Origin of the sequence: Gordonia sp. CNJ-863 (assembly GCF_001942325.1) — a bacterium.
Taxonomy (GTDB): Bacteria; Actinomycetota; Actinomycetes; order Mycobacteriales; family Mycobacteriaceae; genus Gordonia; species Gordonia alkanivorans.
Genome location: NZ_MKKG01000020.1, coordinates 34,316 through 50,417, shown reverse-complemented (window position 1 = coordinate 50,417; position 16,102 = coordinate 34,316). Strand labels below are relative to the sequence as shown.

Annotated in this window: 18 protein-coding genes; 1 reads left to right on the top strand and 17 read right to left on the bottom strand. The window is 58.6% G+C overall.

What is annotated here, in order from left to right; translation table 11 throughout:
* Window positions 1–241: 241 nt before the first annotated feature.
* The 17 genes from BJF87_RS11620 to BJF87_RS11550 form a co-directional block, all read right to left on the bottom strand.
* Complete coding sequence (locus BJF87_RS11620) at window positions 242–604, bottom strand: hypothetical protein (RefSeq protein ID WP_075863188.1); 363 nt, start codon at window positions 602–604, stop codon at window positions 242–244.
* Window positions 589–1,011, bottom strand: a complete 423-nt coding sequence (locus BJF87_RS11615) for a hypothetical protein (protein ID WP_139319475.1) — start codon at window positions 1,009–1,011, stop codon at window positions 589–591. Before BJF87_RS11615 ends, BJF87_RS11620 begins: the two co-directional genes overlap by 16 nt.
* Before the next feature lies 1 nt (window position 1,012).
* Window positions 1,013–1,987 (bottom strand): hypothetical protein, encoded by a 975-nt coding sequence (locus BJF87_RS25785; RefSeq protein WP_139319474.1) that lies wholly within the window; start codon window positions 1,985–1,987, stop codon window positions 1,013–1,015.
* Window positions 1,988–2,101: 114 nt separating this feature from the next.
* Window positions 2,102–2,350 (bottom strand): hypothetical protein, encoded by a 249-nt coding sequence (locus BJF87_RS25780; RefSeq protein WP_139319473.1) that lies wholly within the window; start codon window positions 2,348–2,350, stop codon window positions 2,102–2,104.
* A 12-nt stretch (window positions 2,351–2,362) separates the two neighbouring features.
* Window positions 2,363–2,869: a hypothetical protein gene (locus tag BJF87_RS11610; RefSeq protein WP_075863186.1), complete on the bottom strand. Its 507-nt coding sequence runs from the start codon at window positions 2,867–2,869 to the stop codon at window positions 2,363–2,365.
* Window positions 2,860–3,966 (bottom strand): hypothetical protein, encoded by a 1,107-nt coding sequence (locus tag BJF87_RS11605; RefSeq protein WP_075863185.1) that lies wholly within the window; start codon window positions 3,964–3,966, stop codon window positions 2,860–2,862. The genes BJF87_RS11610 and BJF87_RS11605 overlap by 10 nt, the downstream gene beginning before the upstream one ends.
* Window positions 3,967–3,968: 2 nt before the next feature.
* Complete coding sequence (locus tag BJF87_RS11600) at window positions 3,969–4,514, bottom strand: phage distal tail protein (protein ID WP_396246700.1); 546 nt, start codon at window positions 4,512–4,514, stop codon at window positions 3,969–3,971.
* A gap of 311 nt (window positions 4,515–4,825) precedes the next feature.
* Window positions 4,826–6,655: a tape measure protein gene (locus BJF87_RS11595; RefSeq protein WP_158037502.1), complete on the bottom strand. Its 1,830-nt coding sequence runs from the start codon at window positions 6,653–6,655 to the stop codon at window positions 4,826–4,828.
* 276 nt (window positions 6,656–6,931) lie between these two features.
* A complete protein-coding gene (locus tag BJF87_RS11585) occupies window positions 6,932–7,273 on the bottom strand; it encodes a hypothetical protein (protein ID WP_139319471.1) in 342 nt (113 codons plus the stop codon).
* Window positions 7,274–7,284: 11 nt separating this feature from the next.
* Window positions 7,285–8,472: a hypothetical protein gene (locus BJF87_RS11580; RefSeq protein ID WP_075863181.1), complete on the bottom strand. Its 1,188-nt coding sequence runs from the start codon at window positions 8,470–8,472 to the stop codon at window positions 7,285–7,287.
* Between the two features lie 378 nt (window positions 8,473–8,850).
* A complete protein-coding gene (locus BJF87_RS25775; RefSeq protein ID WP_139319470.1) occupies window positions 8,851–9,366 on the bottom strand; it encodes a hypothetical protein in 516 nt (171 codons plus the stop codon).
* 203 nt (window positions 9,367–9,569) lie between these two features.
* On the bottom strand, window positions 9,570–10,061 hold the full coding sequence (locus BJF87_RS11575) for a hypothetical protein (RefSeq protein ID WP_075863180.1): 492 nt from the start codon (window positions 10,059–10,061) through the stop codon (window positions 9,570–9,572).
* On the bottom strand, window positions 10,058–10,528 hold the full coding sequence (locus BJF87_RS11570; RefSeq protein ID WP_075863179.1) for a phage virion morphogenesis protein: 471 nt from the start codon (window positions 10,526–10,528) through the stop codon (window positions 10,058–10,060). Before BJF87_RS11570 ends, BJF87_RS11575 begins: the two co-directional genes overlap by 4 nt.
* A gap of 1 nt (window position 10,529) precedes the next feature.
* The gene (locus BJF87_RS11565; protein WP_075863178.1) at window positions 10,530–11,429 is read right to left on the bottom strand and encodes a DUF1320 family protein; all 900 of its coding nucleotides are present in this window, start codon (window positions 11,427–11,429) and stop codon (window positions 10,530–10,532) included.
* 172 nt (window positions 11,430–11,601) lie between these two features.
* Window positions 11,602–13,995 (bottom strand): glycosyl hydrolase family 28-related protein, encoded by a 2,394-nt coding sequence (locus BJF87_RS11560; protein ID WP_075863177.1) that lies wholly within the window; start codon window positions 13,993–13,995, stop codon window positions 11,602–11,604.
* A gap of 73 nt (window positions 13,996–14,068) precedes the next feature.
* A complete protein-coding gene (locus BJF87_RS25770; RefSeq protein ID WP_139319468.1) occupies window positions 14,069–14,683 on the bottom strand; it encodes a hypothetical protein in 615 nt (204 codons plus the stop codon).
* A 114-nt stretch (window positions 14,684–14,797) separates the two neighbouring features.
* Entirely contained in the window at window positions 14,798–15,274 is a 477-nt protein-coding gene (locus BJF87_RS11550) for a restriction endonuclease (protein WP_139319467.1), read from the bottom strand.
* A gap of 70 nt (window positions 15,275–15,344) precedes the next feature.
* Here BJF87_RS11550 and BJF87_RS11545 point away from each other — a divergent pair, with 70 nt between their 5' ends.
* Window positions 15,345–16,100, top strand: coding sequence for a hypothetical protein (locus BJF87_RS11545; RefSeq protein ID WP_075863174.1), 756 nt, complete (start codon window positions 15,345–15,347; stop codon window positions 16,098–16,100).
* Window positions 16,101–16,102 lie beyond the last annotated feature (2 nt).

Genomic DNA, 16,102 nt, shown 5'->3' with positions numbered 1-16,102 from the left:
CGGATGATCTGATCCGGCGTATGCCGCCGGCGCTTGCTACCTGCCATGTCGTCGTCGATTCTTCCTGCCCAAACACTCGGGCAACAGAGTCGCACAACAACTGGACCACTACGAAGGGCCCACCTCACTTGTGCCTGGTGTGCAGTGTCGCCGATAGTGCCATCGCTAGCGCGGTTCCTGCCGGGAGACGCCGCGTTGATCTGATCCCGCAGTTTTAACAGGCTACCTGCTACACGCCAGCTCATTCGCTCGCCTCGTACTTCGCTTTAAGCGCGTTGAATCGCTTGAGCAGACGGGCGTACTTCTCGGCCTCCGCTTTGACGCGCTTCTCGAGTTTCTTGATTTTTGCGTCTTTGTCGTCCAACGACTTCAACGCCTGAGTGAGTTCCGTCTGTAGCTTCACATTCTTCTTCTCCACTTCCTCTACCCGGTCCCGTAGGTCTTTGATATCTTGACGGTCTGTCTCCCTATCTTTGTCGTATCGCTCAAAGAACAGCTCCACACGATCCTTCTTGTGAGGTAACCGTTTCTTGATTACTACGGCGAAGATCGGACCAAGGACGCCGACCACCGCGACCAGTACCCCCGCTAGCGACGAGTCCATGGTTGACTCGCTGGCTTATTGGGGAAATGCAGGTAGACGAAGAACTTGAAGTAGGCAATCAGCGAGAAAAACAAAAGCAGAAATACGTTCGCGTCTAGCTCCTCAACTTGGCGCACTGTCAGCGCTGCGCACCAGAGCATTTGCAATCCGAGACCACAAAGCAGGAAGATTCGCATAAGCTGCAGGGAGTTACGTACATACGCTGCAAGCTGAGCGAGTCCTAGTATCAGAAACAGCGCACCCCAAAACTGGTAGGTCAGAACTCCGTTGATGATGAAGAACTCATTGGTCCGAGCGATGCCGATAATCAGCCCAGGACCCAGCAGAAGGTTCAGTAGGATAAACCCCCGGTAGTGAGCCGCGATGAGCGGTGATAATTGTTTGAGTTCAGTACCTAGGGCAGCCATCCTAGTCACGCCCCAGCACAATTAGTTCGCTACCTACACCAACACCGTTCGCGACGGTTGAGACTAAGTCGATAGTGTTCATAAGCGGCGACGAACCAGAGCGTTTCCAGGTGGATAACGAGTTTGACATATAACCGAGATGGCCCGATTGACACATGCCGCGCACATATCCCGAACCGGTATCGAGAAGGGTCTGCTCAATATTGAACAGGCCGCCGTTCCCAGTTACCGTCATGGTATTCAGTGAGTCAGTTTCAGAGGCGTCGAACGGCATTACACCCGAACCCCCGTTCGCGACGCCATAGCCAATCTTTCGATACCCAGAGCTCAACCCATTGATACGCAGAAGAAAATACGAGTCCGAAGCCGCAGAACTGACTCCGTTAGCGATTATCTGATAGTGGCGCTTACGATTAGAAGATATGTCAACACTTAGTGAAGTCACCGCGCCATTGGCGGTAGCACGGCCGATTTCTTGCCACCAAATACCACCTGTCGAAGTCCAGTCGACGTTGGTAGCCTTCACAGATGCCGGAGCAAGTGGTGTCTTCGATGTAAGAGCAGAGCGTCGGTCAACTATGTTCGCATTGGTGACGTTGTCCACACCGGTTGGGCGGAGTACATCCGCTAGGCGTATCCAGGCGATGGAAGCACCTAGAGCGGACTGAATTGTTGCGTCGCTGACAGCGACAGGAGAACCGGCAGCCGTCCCGGCGATCACCTTGAACTTGAACGACCCCGGCGAGTTGGGCGTAGTAGTGGTGACGACTGATGTATCAACCCAAGCAACCACAGAGTCGTAGCGTGGATTCGTGAAGCTTGCAGCGTTCATTGGCACGTTCGTGACGGTGTCAGTCCAAGCCCAGAAGCTGTAATGCTTTGAAGGGAGCTCCAGCAGCGCGTCGCCAGCTGCGACATCGACTGAGATATTCGCACCAGCCGCACGCTGCGCAATTTTGAGCGAATCGGCATTCACCGCAGTTGCAACACCAGGACCATACAGGCGGTTCAGGAACTTAGAGTGCCCCTCTACGTCCGTCTGGGAGTCGTTCAGTACCGCGGTGAAACTTGTCGTAGACTATCCTCTTTCTTATTTAGCTATCTTCTTCTCTATGTTTTTCAACATAGCAGCAGATATATCATTTGTCATGGCCTTACGTGCCAAATACTCACTGGCACCTGTCGACATCGGCACTGTTATCGAACTCGCGACTGGATCATCTGGTCCCGTTTCAATACCTAAGACCACCCCGGAGGGATGCATCATAACGATCTGTTCCCCGCTCTTGGTGACCTGCACGGTTACATTGGGTTCGTCTTCAATCATTTTCATCTTCATCAGTTCCTAGCGTTATAGTTTCTTGAGCGGTGGACGTGGCCAGAAGAGGTTAGCGCGTACGAAATAGACGTGACTCGCGCCGGAGACATTAGTGAGCTGGATATACACACGCCGGATCTTGTCTACAGTGCTCCACGGGTGCGACTTGGTCAGGCTGTTCCACACGGAGATCCGGGTCGTAGCGTTCGACCCGAACGGGTAGTGGTGTGCCTCGTCGTCGGTGTCAATGCGAACGTCGACGAACACATCCATTACCGATTGAGCCGGGATTGCCGGTAGTCCGCCGTAAGACGAATAGTCGATCTCCATGTACAGGTTGACAGTCTGGCCGTCGACGATGGTGAAGCTGTTCCACCGGATGGAATCTATAGAAGTGTCTGAGCCGAAGATCGCAAACTCGATCGAGCCAGTCCCAATCTTCTGCGGCGTAGTCCGGAAGTCGTTGAAGTCCTGCTCTAGCTGGTTGATCTTACTGATCAATGCGCGGTCAATCCCGTTCTCTGCGTTATTTACTCCCATGCACTCACCTCCAATTTCACTGATTCATTATCGTTGTCGTCGATCGTGATGGTCCGCTTTTCTAGCCGGTACACTCCGTTGATGTCATCGATCAGGGGATGCCCGTTGACTTTCACTCTGACCCGGTCCCCGATCCGGTAGTCCGTGACGAAGGGTGCAACGTTGCCGTTCACTGTCAGCGCGGGGATCTTGATCGGCCGGCTCTTCGCATCCTTCGCCGACTCGGCAGCGTCGGTGATACCTCCACTTGAGTTGTCCGTACCGTTGGACTGCACGATGTCCTGGCGCAGCTGATATTCCAGCTGCGAAGGAATGTCCTGCGCGAACTCCGGCTTCTGGGTTCCGTCCGCTGCTCCCTGGCCCAGTGCGATCACCTCATTAGTTACGTCGGTGCCGTCGTCAGGGGCGTCAAGCTCGAAGATGTTGCCGGGGTACTCGAAGACGATGTCGGGCCGGTCGGACCCGATCTGGGCATAGGTATTGAAGACTTTGTCGTAGGTGAACTCGATGTCGATCGGGTCGGTCTTATACGTCGTCATCGCCTGAAGCGCGTCTTGCAGATTGGTGCGGCTGTAGGTCTTGTCGTAGAGCGCGTCCGAACCACCAGTAAGTCCTCTGGTCACCCCGAAGTTGCCGTTCGTCAGCTGCTGGGTCGCGTTGATCAGGTGCCATGCGAGATCCTTGCGGGACTTCGCTGTGCCCTCAGCGTGCGTGTAGACCTCGGAGACGAATCCCGCGGGCGAGTCGCCGGTGCGCCGCTTGTTAAACAGGGCCAGGAACCCATGCACCCGGCAGACCACGCCCTGCGCTTCCGCCCTGATGCTGGCGTTCTTGTAGACCAGTTGCCCGCCCGTGAGGTAGGTACCAGCTCGGCGCACCCGGACCTCGGTGCTGTTGGTGATCAACAGTTGCTTCGGATCAATGCCTGAGTCACGGCAGTACTTCTCGAAGGCGTTGAGATCCAGCGCGAACTCGATGGACTCGGGATAGTTTCTGCTCTCGACGATCTTCCGCCCCGTTGCCCGTCCACTGAAGTCCGCGAGCATGACGCCGTTCTTGCTCCAGAGTTCGATGGTGTACTTGCTTGACCAGGCCACGACTAGACCCCCATGTAGGGCGGGTTAAATGTCAACAGTGCATACCCGGTGTCGGACGAACTCATCGTCGTGAGCGAGATCGCGTTCGGACCAGGTGCGAGGCCCCACCAGTCGGAAGCGATTGTCTTGGCGCCAATCTGGCTGGCACCGCTTCGGATGATGAGCTGGTTCTCCATATCGATGGTCAGAGGCTCACCCTCTGGAAGGACGTAGTTCAGTTCCAGTCGCTTGCCCGTCGTCTGATTGCTCAGAACCGGCTGTGTCAGCAGCCCCGTCAGTGTGATGACCGGCATCGCGGTCTCGGTTCCGTCGTTCGTGAGGGTGATCGAACCACCCACCGAGGCGTCCGAGATGTACGGGACGATCATCGGAACCGCGTAACCCCCACCTGAAGGCGGACGAATCTGTGCGCTGGTCACGGTCGAAGCTCCGAAGATGAACGGATCGGCACACACTCCAGTGACTTGGTAGGTCGCGTGGATCGGCGACTCCATGTTCATGAGCGGCTTATCGAAGTAGATGTCGACGATGTAGCTGTCGCCGGCCAAAGTCGTGAAGCTAACACGTGTCGGTTCGGGGTAACCGTCGTCATCCTTCTTGATCGCGACCGCAGTGATGAGCGCGCGTCGGTTGGCCTCGAACTCTTCGAGAGACTCTCCGTAGATCAGCCCAGTGAAGGTCACCAGACGCTCGTCGTAGAACTGAGCGGAGACCTCCACGCCGTGCCGACCAGGCTTCGAGTAGCTGCTCGTTCGGTGTTTCGGGCCATCCAGACCCTCGATCGGTATCGACAAGGTGAAGCCAGGCGCCGGTACTCCCCCGCTCATGATCGTCAGCGAACCGATGTTGAACTCCTGCATTACGCGGCCCTCAACATGAAGCCAAGCTCCGCGATGCCCCGGTCGTAGTCGACCTGGTTGTGAATGTGCTGCTCTACGTGGATGTCGCCGCGGCTCTGTGCTTTGCCCGTCATCTGGCGGCTCTGCGAGTTCGTGTAGACCTGCGAGCCCCGCGGTAGGTTGACCAACTCGGGACCGCGCTCGCCCACCCACGCCATGCCACCTGGTGCGTAGTTCGTTCCAGTGGCGAAGCGAGGGATAGAGACCTTGAGGTTGCCGGGTAGACCACTGAGTGCACCGTTGATCGCGCCTTCGAGCACGCCGATGATTGCGTTACCGACTCCGCGTCCGATAGCGCCCCAGTCCAGCTTCTTCAGCCACTCCCAGACTGCGATCGCTCCGTTCTTCACGGCGTCCCAGCCCCGGCCGAAGGCATCACCGATCGACCGGAATACTGCGCCCCAGTCGATGCTCGCAAGCCACGCGATGATCGCGCCGATCGCATTGAAGACGAACACAGGCAACTTGATTGGCAGCGTCGCGAAGAAGCCGATGATAAAACCGACTGTCTCCCAGAAGTTGTCCTTCAGCCACGTGGCCCGATCCGAGATCCACTGGAAGGCCTGCGTGAAGCCCGCCGGCACGGTTTCGGTGAAGAACTTGTACAGAGTGTCGCCGACGCCTCGCAGCCACTCCATCACCGTGCCCCAGCCACCGAAGTGCTTGACGACCTCGTTGATGGCGACACCGAGCAGTGCGCCTAGACCAATGAGCAGCAGAATCGGCCACGTCGCCGCGATCATCCCCGCAGCTGCGCCCCACGCGGCGGTTCCCCAAGCGATGAACGCCGGGATCAAAGCACCCAGGACACCACCCGCAACGGCCGGTGCGTTGTCTTTGATCCAGCCGAGCACACCAGGGAGCTTCTCGAGCGCCCACCCGAAGGCCGTGAGCCCGGCCTCAGCGGCCTTAGCAGCTGCATCCCCGATCAGCTGGAAGCCAGCCTGGATCGCTGGGTCCTTGAGGAGTGTCGTGAGCCTGTCGATCAGCTTGATGCCGCGATCTAGAAGGCCGCCCTCTTTCACGAGCGGTTGTCCGTTGCCGTCGACCTTCGAGAAGTCCACTCCGAGGATAGAAAAGCCGAGGTTGCGGAACGACGACTGAAGGGTGAGTAGCTTGTTGTCGATAGTGTTCGAGTTCTGCTCGACAGCGTCTGCGGGCAGTGCTTGCTCCATCGCAGTACGAAAGTCCTGGAAGGAGACTTCACCCTCGGCCATCCGCTGCCGCAGCTCATCCATCGACACACCAAGGTTGCTAGACAGTGTCTTGCCGACGTTCACGCCCGCGTACATGAGCTGGTTGAAGTCATCGTTCATCAGGCGACCCGACGAGGCCACGCGGCCATAGATCTCAGACAGTGACCCGATGTCCTTGCCGGATACGATCGATGCTCGCCCGAGGAGTTCAATGTCGGACTTGGTCTGAGTCGCTGTGCGACCGAAGGTCATCAGGTTCCGCGCCGCGCCCAGCACTTCAATCCGATCGAACGGCTTGCCCTGTACGTAGTCGATCATCGACTTCAGAACACCGCTCGCTTCTTCTGAGTTGGCGGAGAGACTCTTGATGCCAGCGACGTAGCCCTGCACCTCACGGGTGGAGGTGATCGCGTAGGACATGAGACCGCCGAACCCCACCGAGCCCAGAGCGCCCACTGCAACGGTCGCGAGGCCGGCGCCCTTCGCCAGCATGCTGCTCGACTCGGTTGCCGAGCCCCAGAAGCGCGATAGTCCGCCTGCTTCTCTGCCGCTCCTCGCGCTTGCGCCTGCGGTGGCGTCCAACTCCTTCTGCACACGCTTCAAGGTGGCCGAGGCTTCGTCGGTCGCTCTGATCGTCAGTGTTAGTTCGTTGGCAGAGAGGCTAGGCATCCTAATTCTGTTGTGATTTGGACCTTTCGATCGTCCGTTCAATTGCTATGTACTCAAGGTCCCGGCGGACCACGTCGATCGGCGTCTTCCTGAAGTCCTCCGGGGTAGCGTGCATCTCCTTCCGCCATCGGTACGACATGTAGGCAAGGGTCGGTGTGTGTTGACTCTCGTGCCCGTCGTACGCCGCCGACAGCATCAGGATCAGTCTTTTTTTTCGTCCGGCCCAACCGGTTTGGCTTCGACGGCCACCTGGAACTCGCCGAACAGTTTGTTCGCGAGGAACTCCAGCGCCTCTTTCGGCAGCCTGCGCACGTTGGCGGATGTAATTGCTTCCTTCTTGCCCGCGTCGTCGATGAGGTTCCAGTCAAGGATCGCGGCGGCGATAGGTCCGCTGCTTACACGCACCGTCTGTGTCACCGGATCGAGGATGTCTTCGGCTAGCCCTCCGTAGGGCGCCAGGTCGATCGTCACTTTGATCGGATCTTTCGGGTCAGGAGACGGACACGTCAGCTCCTGAATGTTTGACTTCTGTAGTTGCGGCATCTATCACCTCCTTACGCCGAAGCGAGTTTGTTAATCACTGTCACCGAGAGCATTTGGCCGTCCACACGGTCATAGTTCGGCTGGTACTCACGCTCGTAGAAGAGCGCCTCGTCCGACTTCACCATCGGCTTGTCGCCACCCTTGATGCACGCAAGGTTGTTGAGCGTGACGCGAACCTCGCACTGTCCCTCACTGAACGAGCGGATCACGAGGGCCTTCTTAGAGAGGGCGTTGTACTTCGCTGCCTCAGCGTCGTTCTCGTAGTACTCCTTGACCTTCGCAGTCGCGTCGATGGTCTTGGATCGAACGAGTCGTGACGGACCGAATGATCCGCTAGATTGCGCGCCCTTGTCGTCCTCGAACTCGTGGGTGACCGAGTACTCGCTGCCGTCTTCGGCTGGTGTGTGAGTCGCCGTCAACGCCGCCGTAGCGTCTGCTCCGAAGCGGAACTCCGTACGGCTCCAAAGGAACGGCGCTAGGTCTTCGAGCGTCGGTGTAGTGGGCCGGATATACAGGACATCACCGTTGGCTGTTGCGCCAGGCGTAGTCGTGAGCGTGACCGTCGTGTCGGTCTTTGAGAGAACCGTGTTGTTCTCAGTCGTGCCGTTGGCGTGACGGATTCCGACTGTGTCGCCGGTTCGGAGCAGCTCGGTTGGCTTCGGGTTGTTCGTGCTGTCGAGAGTCAGGGTTGCCGTCGATTGGCTAGTAATGACGGCACCGTGGAAGGCTTTGAGCGCCGAGACCTTGACCTTCCAGCTCTGCCGGTTGTCGCTCCAGCTCGGAGAGATCTCGCTGGCCTGAACACCCGTGAATCGGGAGACCGCGATGCCCTTGCTGATGTCCACCGTGTACGAGCCTGTCGAGGTCCAGTCGGTGGAGTTGAAGAGCCACTGGTAGAAGCCTCCGCCCAGGCTGGTGATGCTGGTGCGTGGAAGCAGTGCATCGAAGAGAAGCGCCGTGCTGGTCGGCTCCGCGAGCACCGTGATGTCGCCGCCGTGAGAGCGGATGCCGGGTGTGGTGAGAAGCCGTGCTGCCTTGGAGCCGAAGACCAGCGATTCGCCGTTTGAGTTCAGCTCCGAGGTCAGGGACTCGTCCGTCATGGGGACGACATGGGTCGCGGCGACCGGCACGCCCTTGGCGTTGTCAGCCTCTCGGCCGAGCGTGAGATAGCCGCTGTTGCCACTAATTCCGTTGTTCATCCGTCTTCACCTCCTTCTTGCCCTTCACCTCCTCGGCTTCAACCTGCTCGAATGCAGGGTGGTTGATCTCTCGGTCCGTCTCGACAGTGTCACCGGCCCCGATAACACCGAAGCGACCAGAGTCTGGTCGGCTTCAGAGACGTTCTTGTATGTAGTTGTCGACATCGATTGTTGGTTCCTGCTTATATCCTCAACTTCGCAGAGTCGACGCGAACGGTCAAGGCGCTACGGCCAACATTGCTTTAATCTCTTGCTGTACCCATACCCATTACAATGCCACCAGCAACTACCCTTGGTGCACCCGAGTACCCAACCATACCAGTAGAGGTACTCGACGCAGCAAATCGAGAGATGCAAAATCCAGAGTAAAGCTAGCAGCTACCCTTGACTGCGATATTGAGCCGGTATATCACCTCGTTTGTAATTAGGGTCTTTATTCTCATAGAACTCAAAGTCATCCGTTACGAAAGAGGCACATACGTTCTGTTGATCACCAAGTGCACCGTCGCTTCGTTCGCCGCTCTCCTCACCATATACACCCCACCTATATCGCGCAAGTTCTTCTATCTTAAAACTCTCTGGTGCATTGATCTGGCTTACAAGCAGATTCATACTTTCTTGAGCAAGCTCAATTTGTTCAGGCGTGTACGTGTTTATAATCGTTGCGTTATCAATATCCATAACACTTGCGAAAAGAGGATCTTGTAGACTTTCTGTGGCATTGAGGGAGGTAGCACCCATTCTTGACCATTTTCCACCATCCTTCGTAACCTGCTCATAACACTCAGAAGGTGAAAGTGCATCTGCCCTCCCGATTACGCCATCGCTTTCGAAAAGTTTGTACACGGTGTAGCCACCAAACAAGAGCAGCAGTGTAGTAAGCGAACTGCCCAAGGCGATCCATAGGCCCTTCCGGGACTTCTTGCGGGGAGGCTGCGGGGGCAGAGGGTACCGCGGGTCCCACCCACCGTGCGGAGGCTGGTTGGGCTGGTAAGCGCCGGGCGGCCCTTGGTAAGTCATCTGTAGTCCCTCCATCGTCGAATCGCTGACCGTAACACGCAATTTGACGATTTTAGCGTCACCCGTTCGACTGAAGCTCAGCTCCCGGTGCGTGCCCTCATGCTGTACGTGCACGAGATCGCCAGATGCGCTTCTGCCGTTACCATGCTTTCCGCGTTCCTAGCGGCGATGCCGTAGTCCACACCGATGGCCGCACTGACCACCACCCTCTCGATCTCCAGGCGGTTCGCGAGCGCGAAGCGAATCGTCCCCGGCGCGTAAGCGCGCCCGTCATCAGTCCGACGTTCGACCAGCCGGCGCAGATGCTTCTTCACGTGCTGCTCGTGGTCAACATCGTCCTTCCAGTCCACCTGCTTATCCAGGATGACCTTGACGACGATTTCCTCGGTGACATCGAGGTAGCCGGTAGCGCCGTACTGAGACCGATCCCCCTGCTTGTCCACCGTGATGCAGGGCAGCGCGTCTGTTGGGATGAGATCAGGGTCTGAGTCGTAGACCGCCTTGATCTCGGACTTGCCGACGAACTCGCGGCGGAGGAATTGAACTATGGCCGCGGTGGGGTCGTTCATGTCGAGCGCTCCTTGATCTTGCGAGCGATGACTGCAGCGACAGTGTTGCGAACATCGTTATCAAGCCCTTGGTAGATGCCGATCATCGCGCGGCGTGGGATCTTCGAGCGTGGGGCGCTCGACTGGTGGAACTTGAACTTGGGGTCGGGGTTGTAGATCGTCACACTGGTTGCCGCTGCTTGGTGGGCGAACCTCGATTGCATCTGACCTGTACGAACCAAGACCGGTCGACCCGCGTAGCGCTTCGCTTTCTGGGCTGCGTAGTCCGTACTCAAGCGAGGCCACGACTCACCGAGACGCTGTCCACGCGAAGCGAAGACGGGGCCGCTGAACATCCGTACAGCGCCGCGACCTACTTCGTCCATTGCTGGCCGTAGGTTCCGTAGATCCAAGCTCAGACCGGACAGCATCGCCTTCAACTGGGCGTCACCGTCGACCTCTAGCCGCATGTCGAGAGAGTTCGCCACGCTAGATCTCCATGTCCATGCGGAAGGCGCGATAGTCGTTGTCACCTGGGTAGAAGCCGATCGACGAGTCGATGATCTCCTCGCCCTCATCGTCCGTCAGTGATGAGTCCTTGTTCTGGAGCGCTTCGAGAGACTCCCTGGCTGCATCGAGGTCGTCTTCCCAGAGAGACTTCTGTCCCGGGAACCGGATCTTGCGAAGCAGAGCCGCAGCCAACTGGATCGTCAGCGTCTTGACGGCACCGGGGACCGGGTTGAACGGCACGTTCTTGCCGTAGACGTTGCGCAGTGAAGCGTTGATCTCGTTCTGTGCGTTGCTGCGACACTGAGCGACGGTGGTGTCGGGCAAGGTGTACGCGTTGAGCGCTCCTGCCTCTTCACGGATCTCGCGCAGGGAGCAGTAATTGCCGAAGTCTTCGCCGCGAGCAGCGGTCGAGTCAGTCAGCGCCGTCTCGTCGCCCGTGTCTAGGTTCGTATAGGTGAAGCGGTACCAGTACGCCGATGATCCGGTGCTATCCCGGTGGTACGTGCTGATCTGTTCCGAGTCGATTTTCCGGGTGGCGAGGGCGACGAAGCTGCCGGTGGGTGGAATGGAGCCGTCTATGTTCGGAGCCCGGTAGATCCGTATGGTGTCACCGAGAACGGAACACACCGAGTCATAAGCGATATGAGCGTGTTGTAGTGCAGCTACGAGCGCCAGCTGAGTTGGAGTGTCTACTGACGCGACGACAGCTCTCTCGCAGCCTTCACGCGACAGCGAGCCCACATACAGGATGTCGCCGGTCGCATAGTCATCCGTGCTGAGCACCTTGATCACGGAGTCGCCAGCAGCCGCGGGCTCGAGCAGCTCAGTGCGTTCCTTGATGTTGATGTCGCTGAATGATTCGATGTTGAGCGTTGCCATGCAATGTGTTCCAGTTACTTACCCCTCAATATGACTTCGTCGGCCACTGCGGTCAAGGGCGTCGACGACTGCCCCGGAGCAAGGAGAACGGTTGCACGAGTGGCGATCACGCCTATCAACCGCCCGACCGGCGATCCAAGCGATACTGAGCCGATACTGAAGGCTCCAAACATCACCAGGTCCCCAGCGCAGCGCGCTTCCAGACGTTGGTAGCAGTGCACACGTAGAGGTAGTTCGCGTCCCACTCGACCTGACCCGCCGCGCCAGGTGATGTTGATGTTGCGGGAGCATTGCCTGAGGTGAGCTTGGGCGAGGTCAGTGTCTTGTTGCTCATGGTGTCGACAGTTGAGCGCCCGACGATAGTGGTCGCCGCACCCGGGAACGTCACGTTGAACGAGTTCGCAGTGATCGTGGCCGGCAGAACCGGCGTCCCGGTCAGGGTCGGGGACGTCAGCGACTTGTTCGTCAGGGCCTGGGCCCCACCTACAGTCACGACGCTCGATGTGTTCGTACCGGCGACAGAAACTCTTGCTTCACCTGTGACGTCGAGCGTCACGGACGGACTGACGTTGTTCACTCCCAGTCGGCCGTTACTCATGTCGAAGACCGCGAAGTTGGCTCCGTCCGGCTTCTTGACGGTCCAGAGAGCACCGATGTCCGGCTGGAGCGAGAGGTTCCCACTCGGCGAGATGCCGAGGCTGAACTTCTTCGGGTTCGCACCGGTCTGTTCGAGGAGCAGCTTCGGCTCCTGGTCGGCAGTGGCGGTGATCGCTTGCGCTGCACGGAACGAGCTGTACGCAGTAGCGTCGACCACCTTCTTGCCAGTGTTGGCCTTGACGTTGCTCATCGAGTCCTCGGATGGCGTGACCGGCGTCCCGATTACAACCGCTGCTCCGCTGGTCGGTGCCGAGCCGAGCCAGTTGCAGGTGATGCTATCCACGGTGTTCTGCCCCGCGTGCCCGTCGAGCTTGATCGCGCACTCAACAACGCCCGCGGCCCCCTGGTAGAAGCGGCAGTCCTTCACCGATGCGCTGGAGCCACCAAGCGCGATCTGCGCAGCGGGTGCGCCGCCCGCATTGGACGCGAAGTAGCTGTCCTTGATATAGACCGACGCGACGCTCGCGCCAGTCTGGATGAACGGCCGCTCAAACGTGCTCGTCTCGAACTTGCAGTCGTCGATAGTGATGTTGTTCATCAGGTGGGTGCTGCCATTGCTTGCCCCGTCCATCTCGATGCACTTCGAGGCGAACGACTCCCATGTACAGCTTCGGAAGCTGAGTCTGTTGCAGTTGTCGTTGGAGAACCCGATCTGTCCGGCGGTGCTTGTCGACCGATTTTGTAGAAACACAGACGCTTTCGTTGCACTCCCAGTGAAATCGAAGGTGCATGCGTCGAAGGTCGTGTCCCAGAACTCCACGCCGTGCACGGCGTGACCGGTTGTACCGATAAAGCGGACCCGTGCCACGTGATTGCGGTTGGTGTAGAACATCCGCAGGAGCGTGTCCGAGCTGCCCGAGGCCCGGAGCGTGAAGTCGCTGAGGACCACCCGTTTGACCGGGCTCGTCGAGACCGCATCGCCAGATCCAGGCACACCGCCTGTCACCGAGAACAAAGGCGAGCCGGTAGAAGTCGTGCGTTTGAAGGTCGTGCCGACAACGGTACTGCCGTTGTCCATCCCCGCCCCAGTGAGTCTTACCGAAGACAGGATGTTTACGGTCCCGTTGACGAGGTAGGTGCCACGAGGTACGAAGACTGATCCCCCACCGATCGCCGCTGCATCAACCGCCGCCTGGATAGGTGCGGTGTCGTCGGTGGTCCCGTCGCCTATCGCTCCATAATCGCGGACGTTGAACATCATGTTCGTCTGCTTCGCGTCTAGCGCCCCCTGAAGCCCTGTGACGGTCGAGACCGGTTGAGTGCCTGTATGATTCGCTCTGTCCCGTAAAGCGTTGTCAGACGCGTTCTGCGTGGCTCCTGGCGCCACACCGGACAGCTTCGTCTTCTCGCCCGTCGTGTAGTCGTTGGAGCTGAGGCCTTTCCCAGCCTCCTGATCGACCTTGGTCTCGATTGCGGCGGTCACCTCGTCGATCTGCGTGAACAGTTCGGTGTCCGCATCAACCCGCGAGATGGTCTCCTGCTGGAGCGCAGCGTGCGCATTCGCAGACACCTCGGTGAGCTGCTCATCCACGTAGGTCGTGTCTGCTTTCCCACTGATGTCGGGCATAGACTCAGCGTCGGCCTTCGTCTCAATGGCCTCTTCAATGTCGGTGAGGACCTTCGCGGTGATGGTCGCCGAGATCCTCCAGCCGGCCACGACATGCTGCGCTGCGCTGCCTTCTTGCGCTCGCTTGATCGTCAGCACATCGCCGGCCACATCCGCGACGTAACCGATCTCAGCGGTGTCCGGCGTTGGCTCAGCTGCAGGGTGACAGATGGTCACGGGGACGTCAGGCTCGAAGCGACTCCCCTGACCCTCGCGCAGCACGAAGGTCTCGCCGGTCAGTGCGGGAGTGGGTGGGACCTGGATGATCCCCGAGAGGAGATTGATGTGTGGATCAAAGGGCATCTGCCCTCAATATGAACCGCGAGGACTAGCAGGTCAAGGCGGCGGCACGGTGGGCTAGGCAGCGCCAGGCTTGCTAGGTCTTTGGGTCTTCCCCTTCGCCGTCGCCGCCGTCATCCCCCTCTTTCTCGCTCTTGAGAACACCATCGGGGGTCCACTCGTCGATGCCCTTGAGAGGCCGCCCCAGCAGGAACAGGACGCCGGGCGAAGCAACAAACACAGCCAGACCGAAGATAATGCCGATCAGTTGGTAACCTGTTGCGTCGCTTGACGTCACCTTTCCGACTACATGCGAGACTTGAACCGCAGCGAAGGTGAGTGTGAGCGCCACGATCAGCACCGCGACCCATGCTAGTGCTTTCCAGACCTTGACCTGACTCACCATCTCCTCGGCCATCTCCGCTACCGCCCTTAAGTACCGCCTGCGCACCGCAGCATCGGCTGGAGATAGCTTTTCTACTGCAATATCTTTCGGCCAGAGTTCGCCGATTCCGCTGGGCTCACTATGGAGTGCGTGCATGAACTGACTATCCCGAACGAAGTCCGCCGTGGGCACCGCGGAAACCAGCTGTTCAGCTGCCTGCTGCGACCCAAATTCTTTAGCAAACAGAAGTGAGTCTGAGTTAGCGCCCCTAAGTTTTAGGTTTGTTAAGGACCAGCCCGCACGCTCTAACGAGACTTGTTGTTCCAAGTCGCTAGAGTCGACCTGCCAAATAACTACGGTCATAATGGCGCCCCCACGGTAAGGAATGAGTGGCAGCAGCCTATGCCTGACCGCGCCCGCTCGGTGCTGCTTCCGGAGTATCTACTGCGAAGGCCACGAAAGTAGGATCGCTGCGCTGATCACCAAGATCAATACCGCCGTCAAGATGCTCACTAGACGCCAGTCGGTCGGAGCTTCCAATGTGGCCGGCTCCGCCACCACCGCCGCGAGGAACCGTCGCGCTGCCGGGTTCACGCCTTCTACCGCCCCGAGCGGATCGTAGGTCATGAGCAAGATGCCGACTTGGTCTGCGTAGGTGGTCGCCTGGTCGCTGTAACCAGAAGCGCTGAAGAAGAGAAGCTGCTCGGTCCCTGCACCCCTCGCCCCGTAGAGATTCTGCACGTCTGGACGACCGGTGACTCCACCCTTCCACTTCACCTGAGCGAGGGCACGGGAGGAGCGGACGTCGATGCCACCGTCCGAGCCGCCGGTTGTTGCGACGGCATCGACGAAGCCCCACGAGCGCATCTGATCCTGGGCGTTCAGTTCGGCTTGGTGCGGTGTGGTGATGTAGTGCATCTGCTGCCTAATGAAACACAACTCAGCGCGTCCGACTAGAGCTGTCGGTGGTGCACTTAGAATCCAACCTATGAGCGGGTTGTCAGACTTCCTGACCCAGGGTTCCTACTGGTGGGGTGTAATTTCGGGTGCGGTCGTCACCGCAGGTGGCGGTGCGCTGTCGCTGCGAGCCAGCGACAAGCGCAAGGCGGCTCAGGAGGACAAGGTTCAAGGGCGCAAAGAGGAGCACGAGAAGCAACTCGACGCTGACCGGGCGGCACGTGATGCCAAAATACGAAGTGATCAGCTGACACGCGAACGAGCCGGTGAGTTCGTTGCAGTATGTACCGACATCTTCAACAAGTCGGCCGACATCGAGGGAGTCTTCAACCTCCTGCGGGATCAGTTCTACAACAACGCTGATCTGCCAGACCCGAAAGCCGACGACAAGTTTGCCTATGCCCAGGAGCAAGCCGAGTCGACCATGAGAATCTCTGATTCTTACAACCAGCTCCGACTCGTGGCTTCGAAGCCGATCATGGACCGCGCGATGGATCTAAATCTCGCGGCGATGACAGTCTTGAAAGCGATCACCAATCCGCTCGCCAAGGGCCACATGCAGCAGCAGTTCGGCAAAGCGCTCGATGACTTCGTGGAGGCCGTACGGGCAGAGCTTGGGCTCGACCCATACGGCGCTGAAGAAGCACAGCGTGAGACAGCGAGCTTCATGGAGAACCTGAAGAAGCAGGTCGACGAGTACCTAGACGAGGCTCGTCGTGACATGTCTGAAGGCCGCGTACACAACCCTTACGGCTCTTCAACGCGAAGGACCCGCCCTCAATCTTGAGC

Excerpts from the sequence above, each read along its gene's own strand:
- BJF87_RS11565 (WP_075863178.1), bottom strand. The coding sequence starts at position 11,429 with ATGGCAACGCTCAACATCGAATCATTCAGCGACATCAACATCAAGGAA.
- BJF87_RS11560 (WP_075863177.1), bottom strand. The coding sequence starts at position 13,995 with ATGCCCTTTGATCCACACATCAATCTCCTCTCGGGGATCATCCAGGTC.
- BJF87_RS11580 (WP_075863181.1), bottom strand. The coding sequence starts at position 8,472 with ATGAACAACGGAATTAGTGGCAACAGCGGCTATCTCACGCTCGGCCGA.
- BJF87_RS11585 (WP_139319471.1), bottom strand. The coding sequence starts at position 7,273 with ATGCCGCAACTACAGAAGTCAAACATTCAGGAGCTGACGTGTCCGTCT.
- BJF87_RS11575 (WP_075863180.1), bottom strand. The coding sequence starts at position 10,061 with ATGAACGACCCCACCGCGGCCATAGTTCAATTCCTCCGCCGCGAGTTC.
- BJF87_RS11615 (WP_139319475.1), bottom strand. The coding sequence starts at position 1,011 with ATGGCTGCCCTAGGTACTGAACTCAAACAATTATCACCGCTCATCGCG.
- BJF87_RS11550 (WP_139319467.1), bottom strand. The coding sequence starts at position 15,274 with ATGCACTACATCACCACACCGCACCAAGCCGAACTGAACGCCCAGGAT.
- BJF87_RS11545 (WP_075863174.1), top strand. The coding sequence starts at position 15,345 with ATGAGCGGGTTGTCAGACTTCCTGACCCAGGGTTCCTACTGGTGGGGT.
- BJF87_RS11610 (WP_075863186.1), bottom strand. The coding sequence starts at position 2,869 with ATGGGAGTAAATAACGCAGAGAACGGGATTGACCGCGCATTGATCAGT.
- BJF87_RS11620 (WP_075863188.1), bottom strand. The coding sequence starts at position 604 with ATGGACTCGTCGCTAGCGGGGGTACTGGTCGCGGTGGTCGGCGTCCTT.
- BJF87_RS25780 (WP_139319473.1), bottom strand. The coding sequence starts at position 2,350 with ATGAAGATGAAAATGATTGAAGACGAACCCAATGTAACCGTGCAGGTC.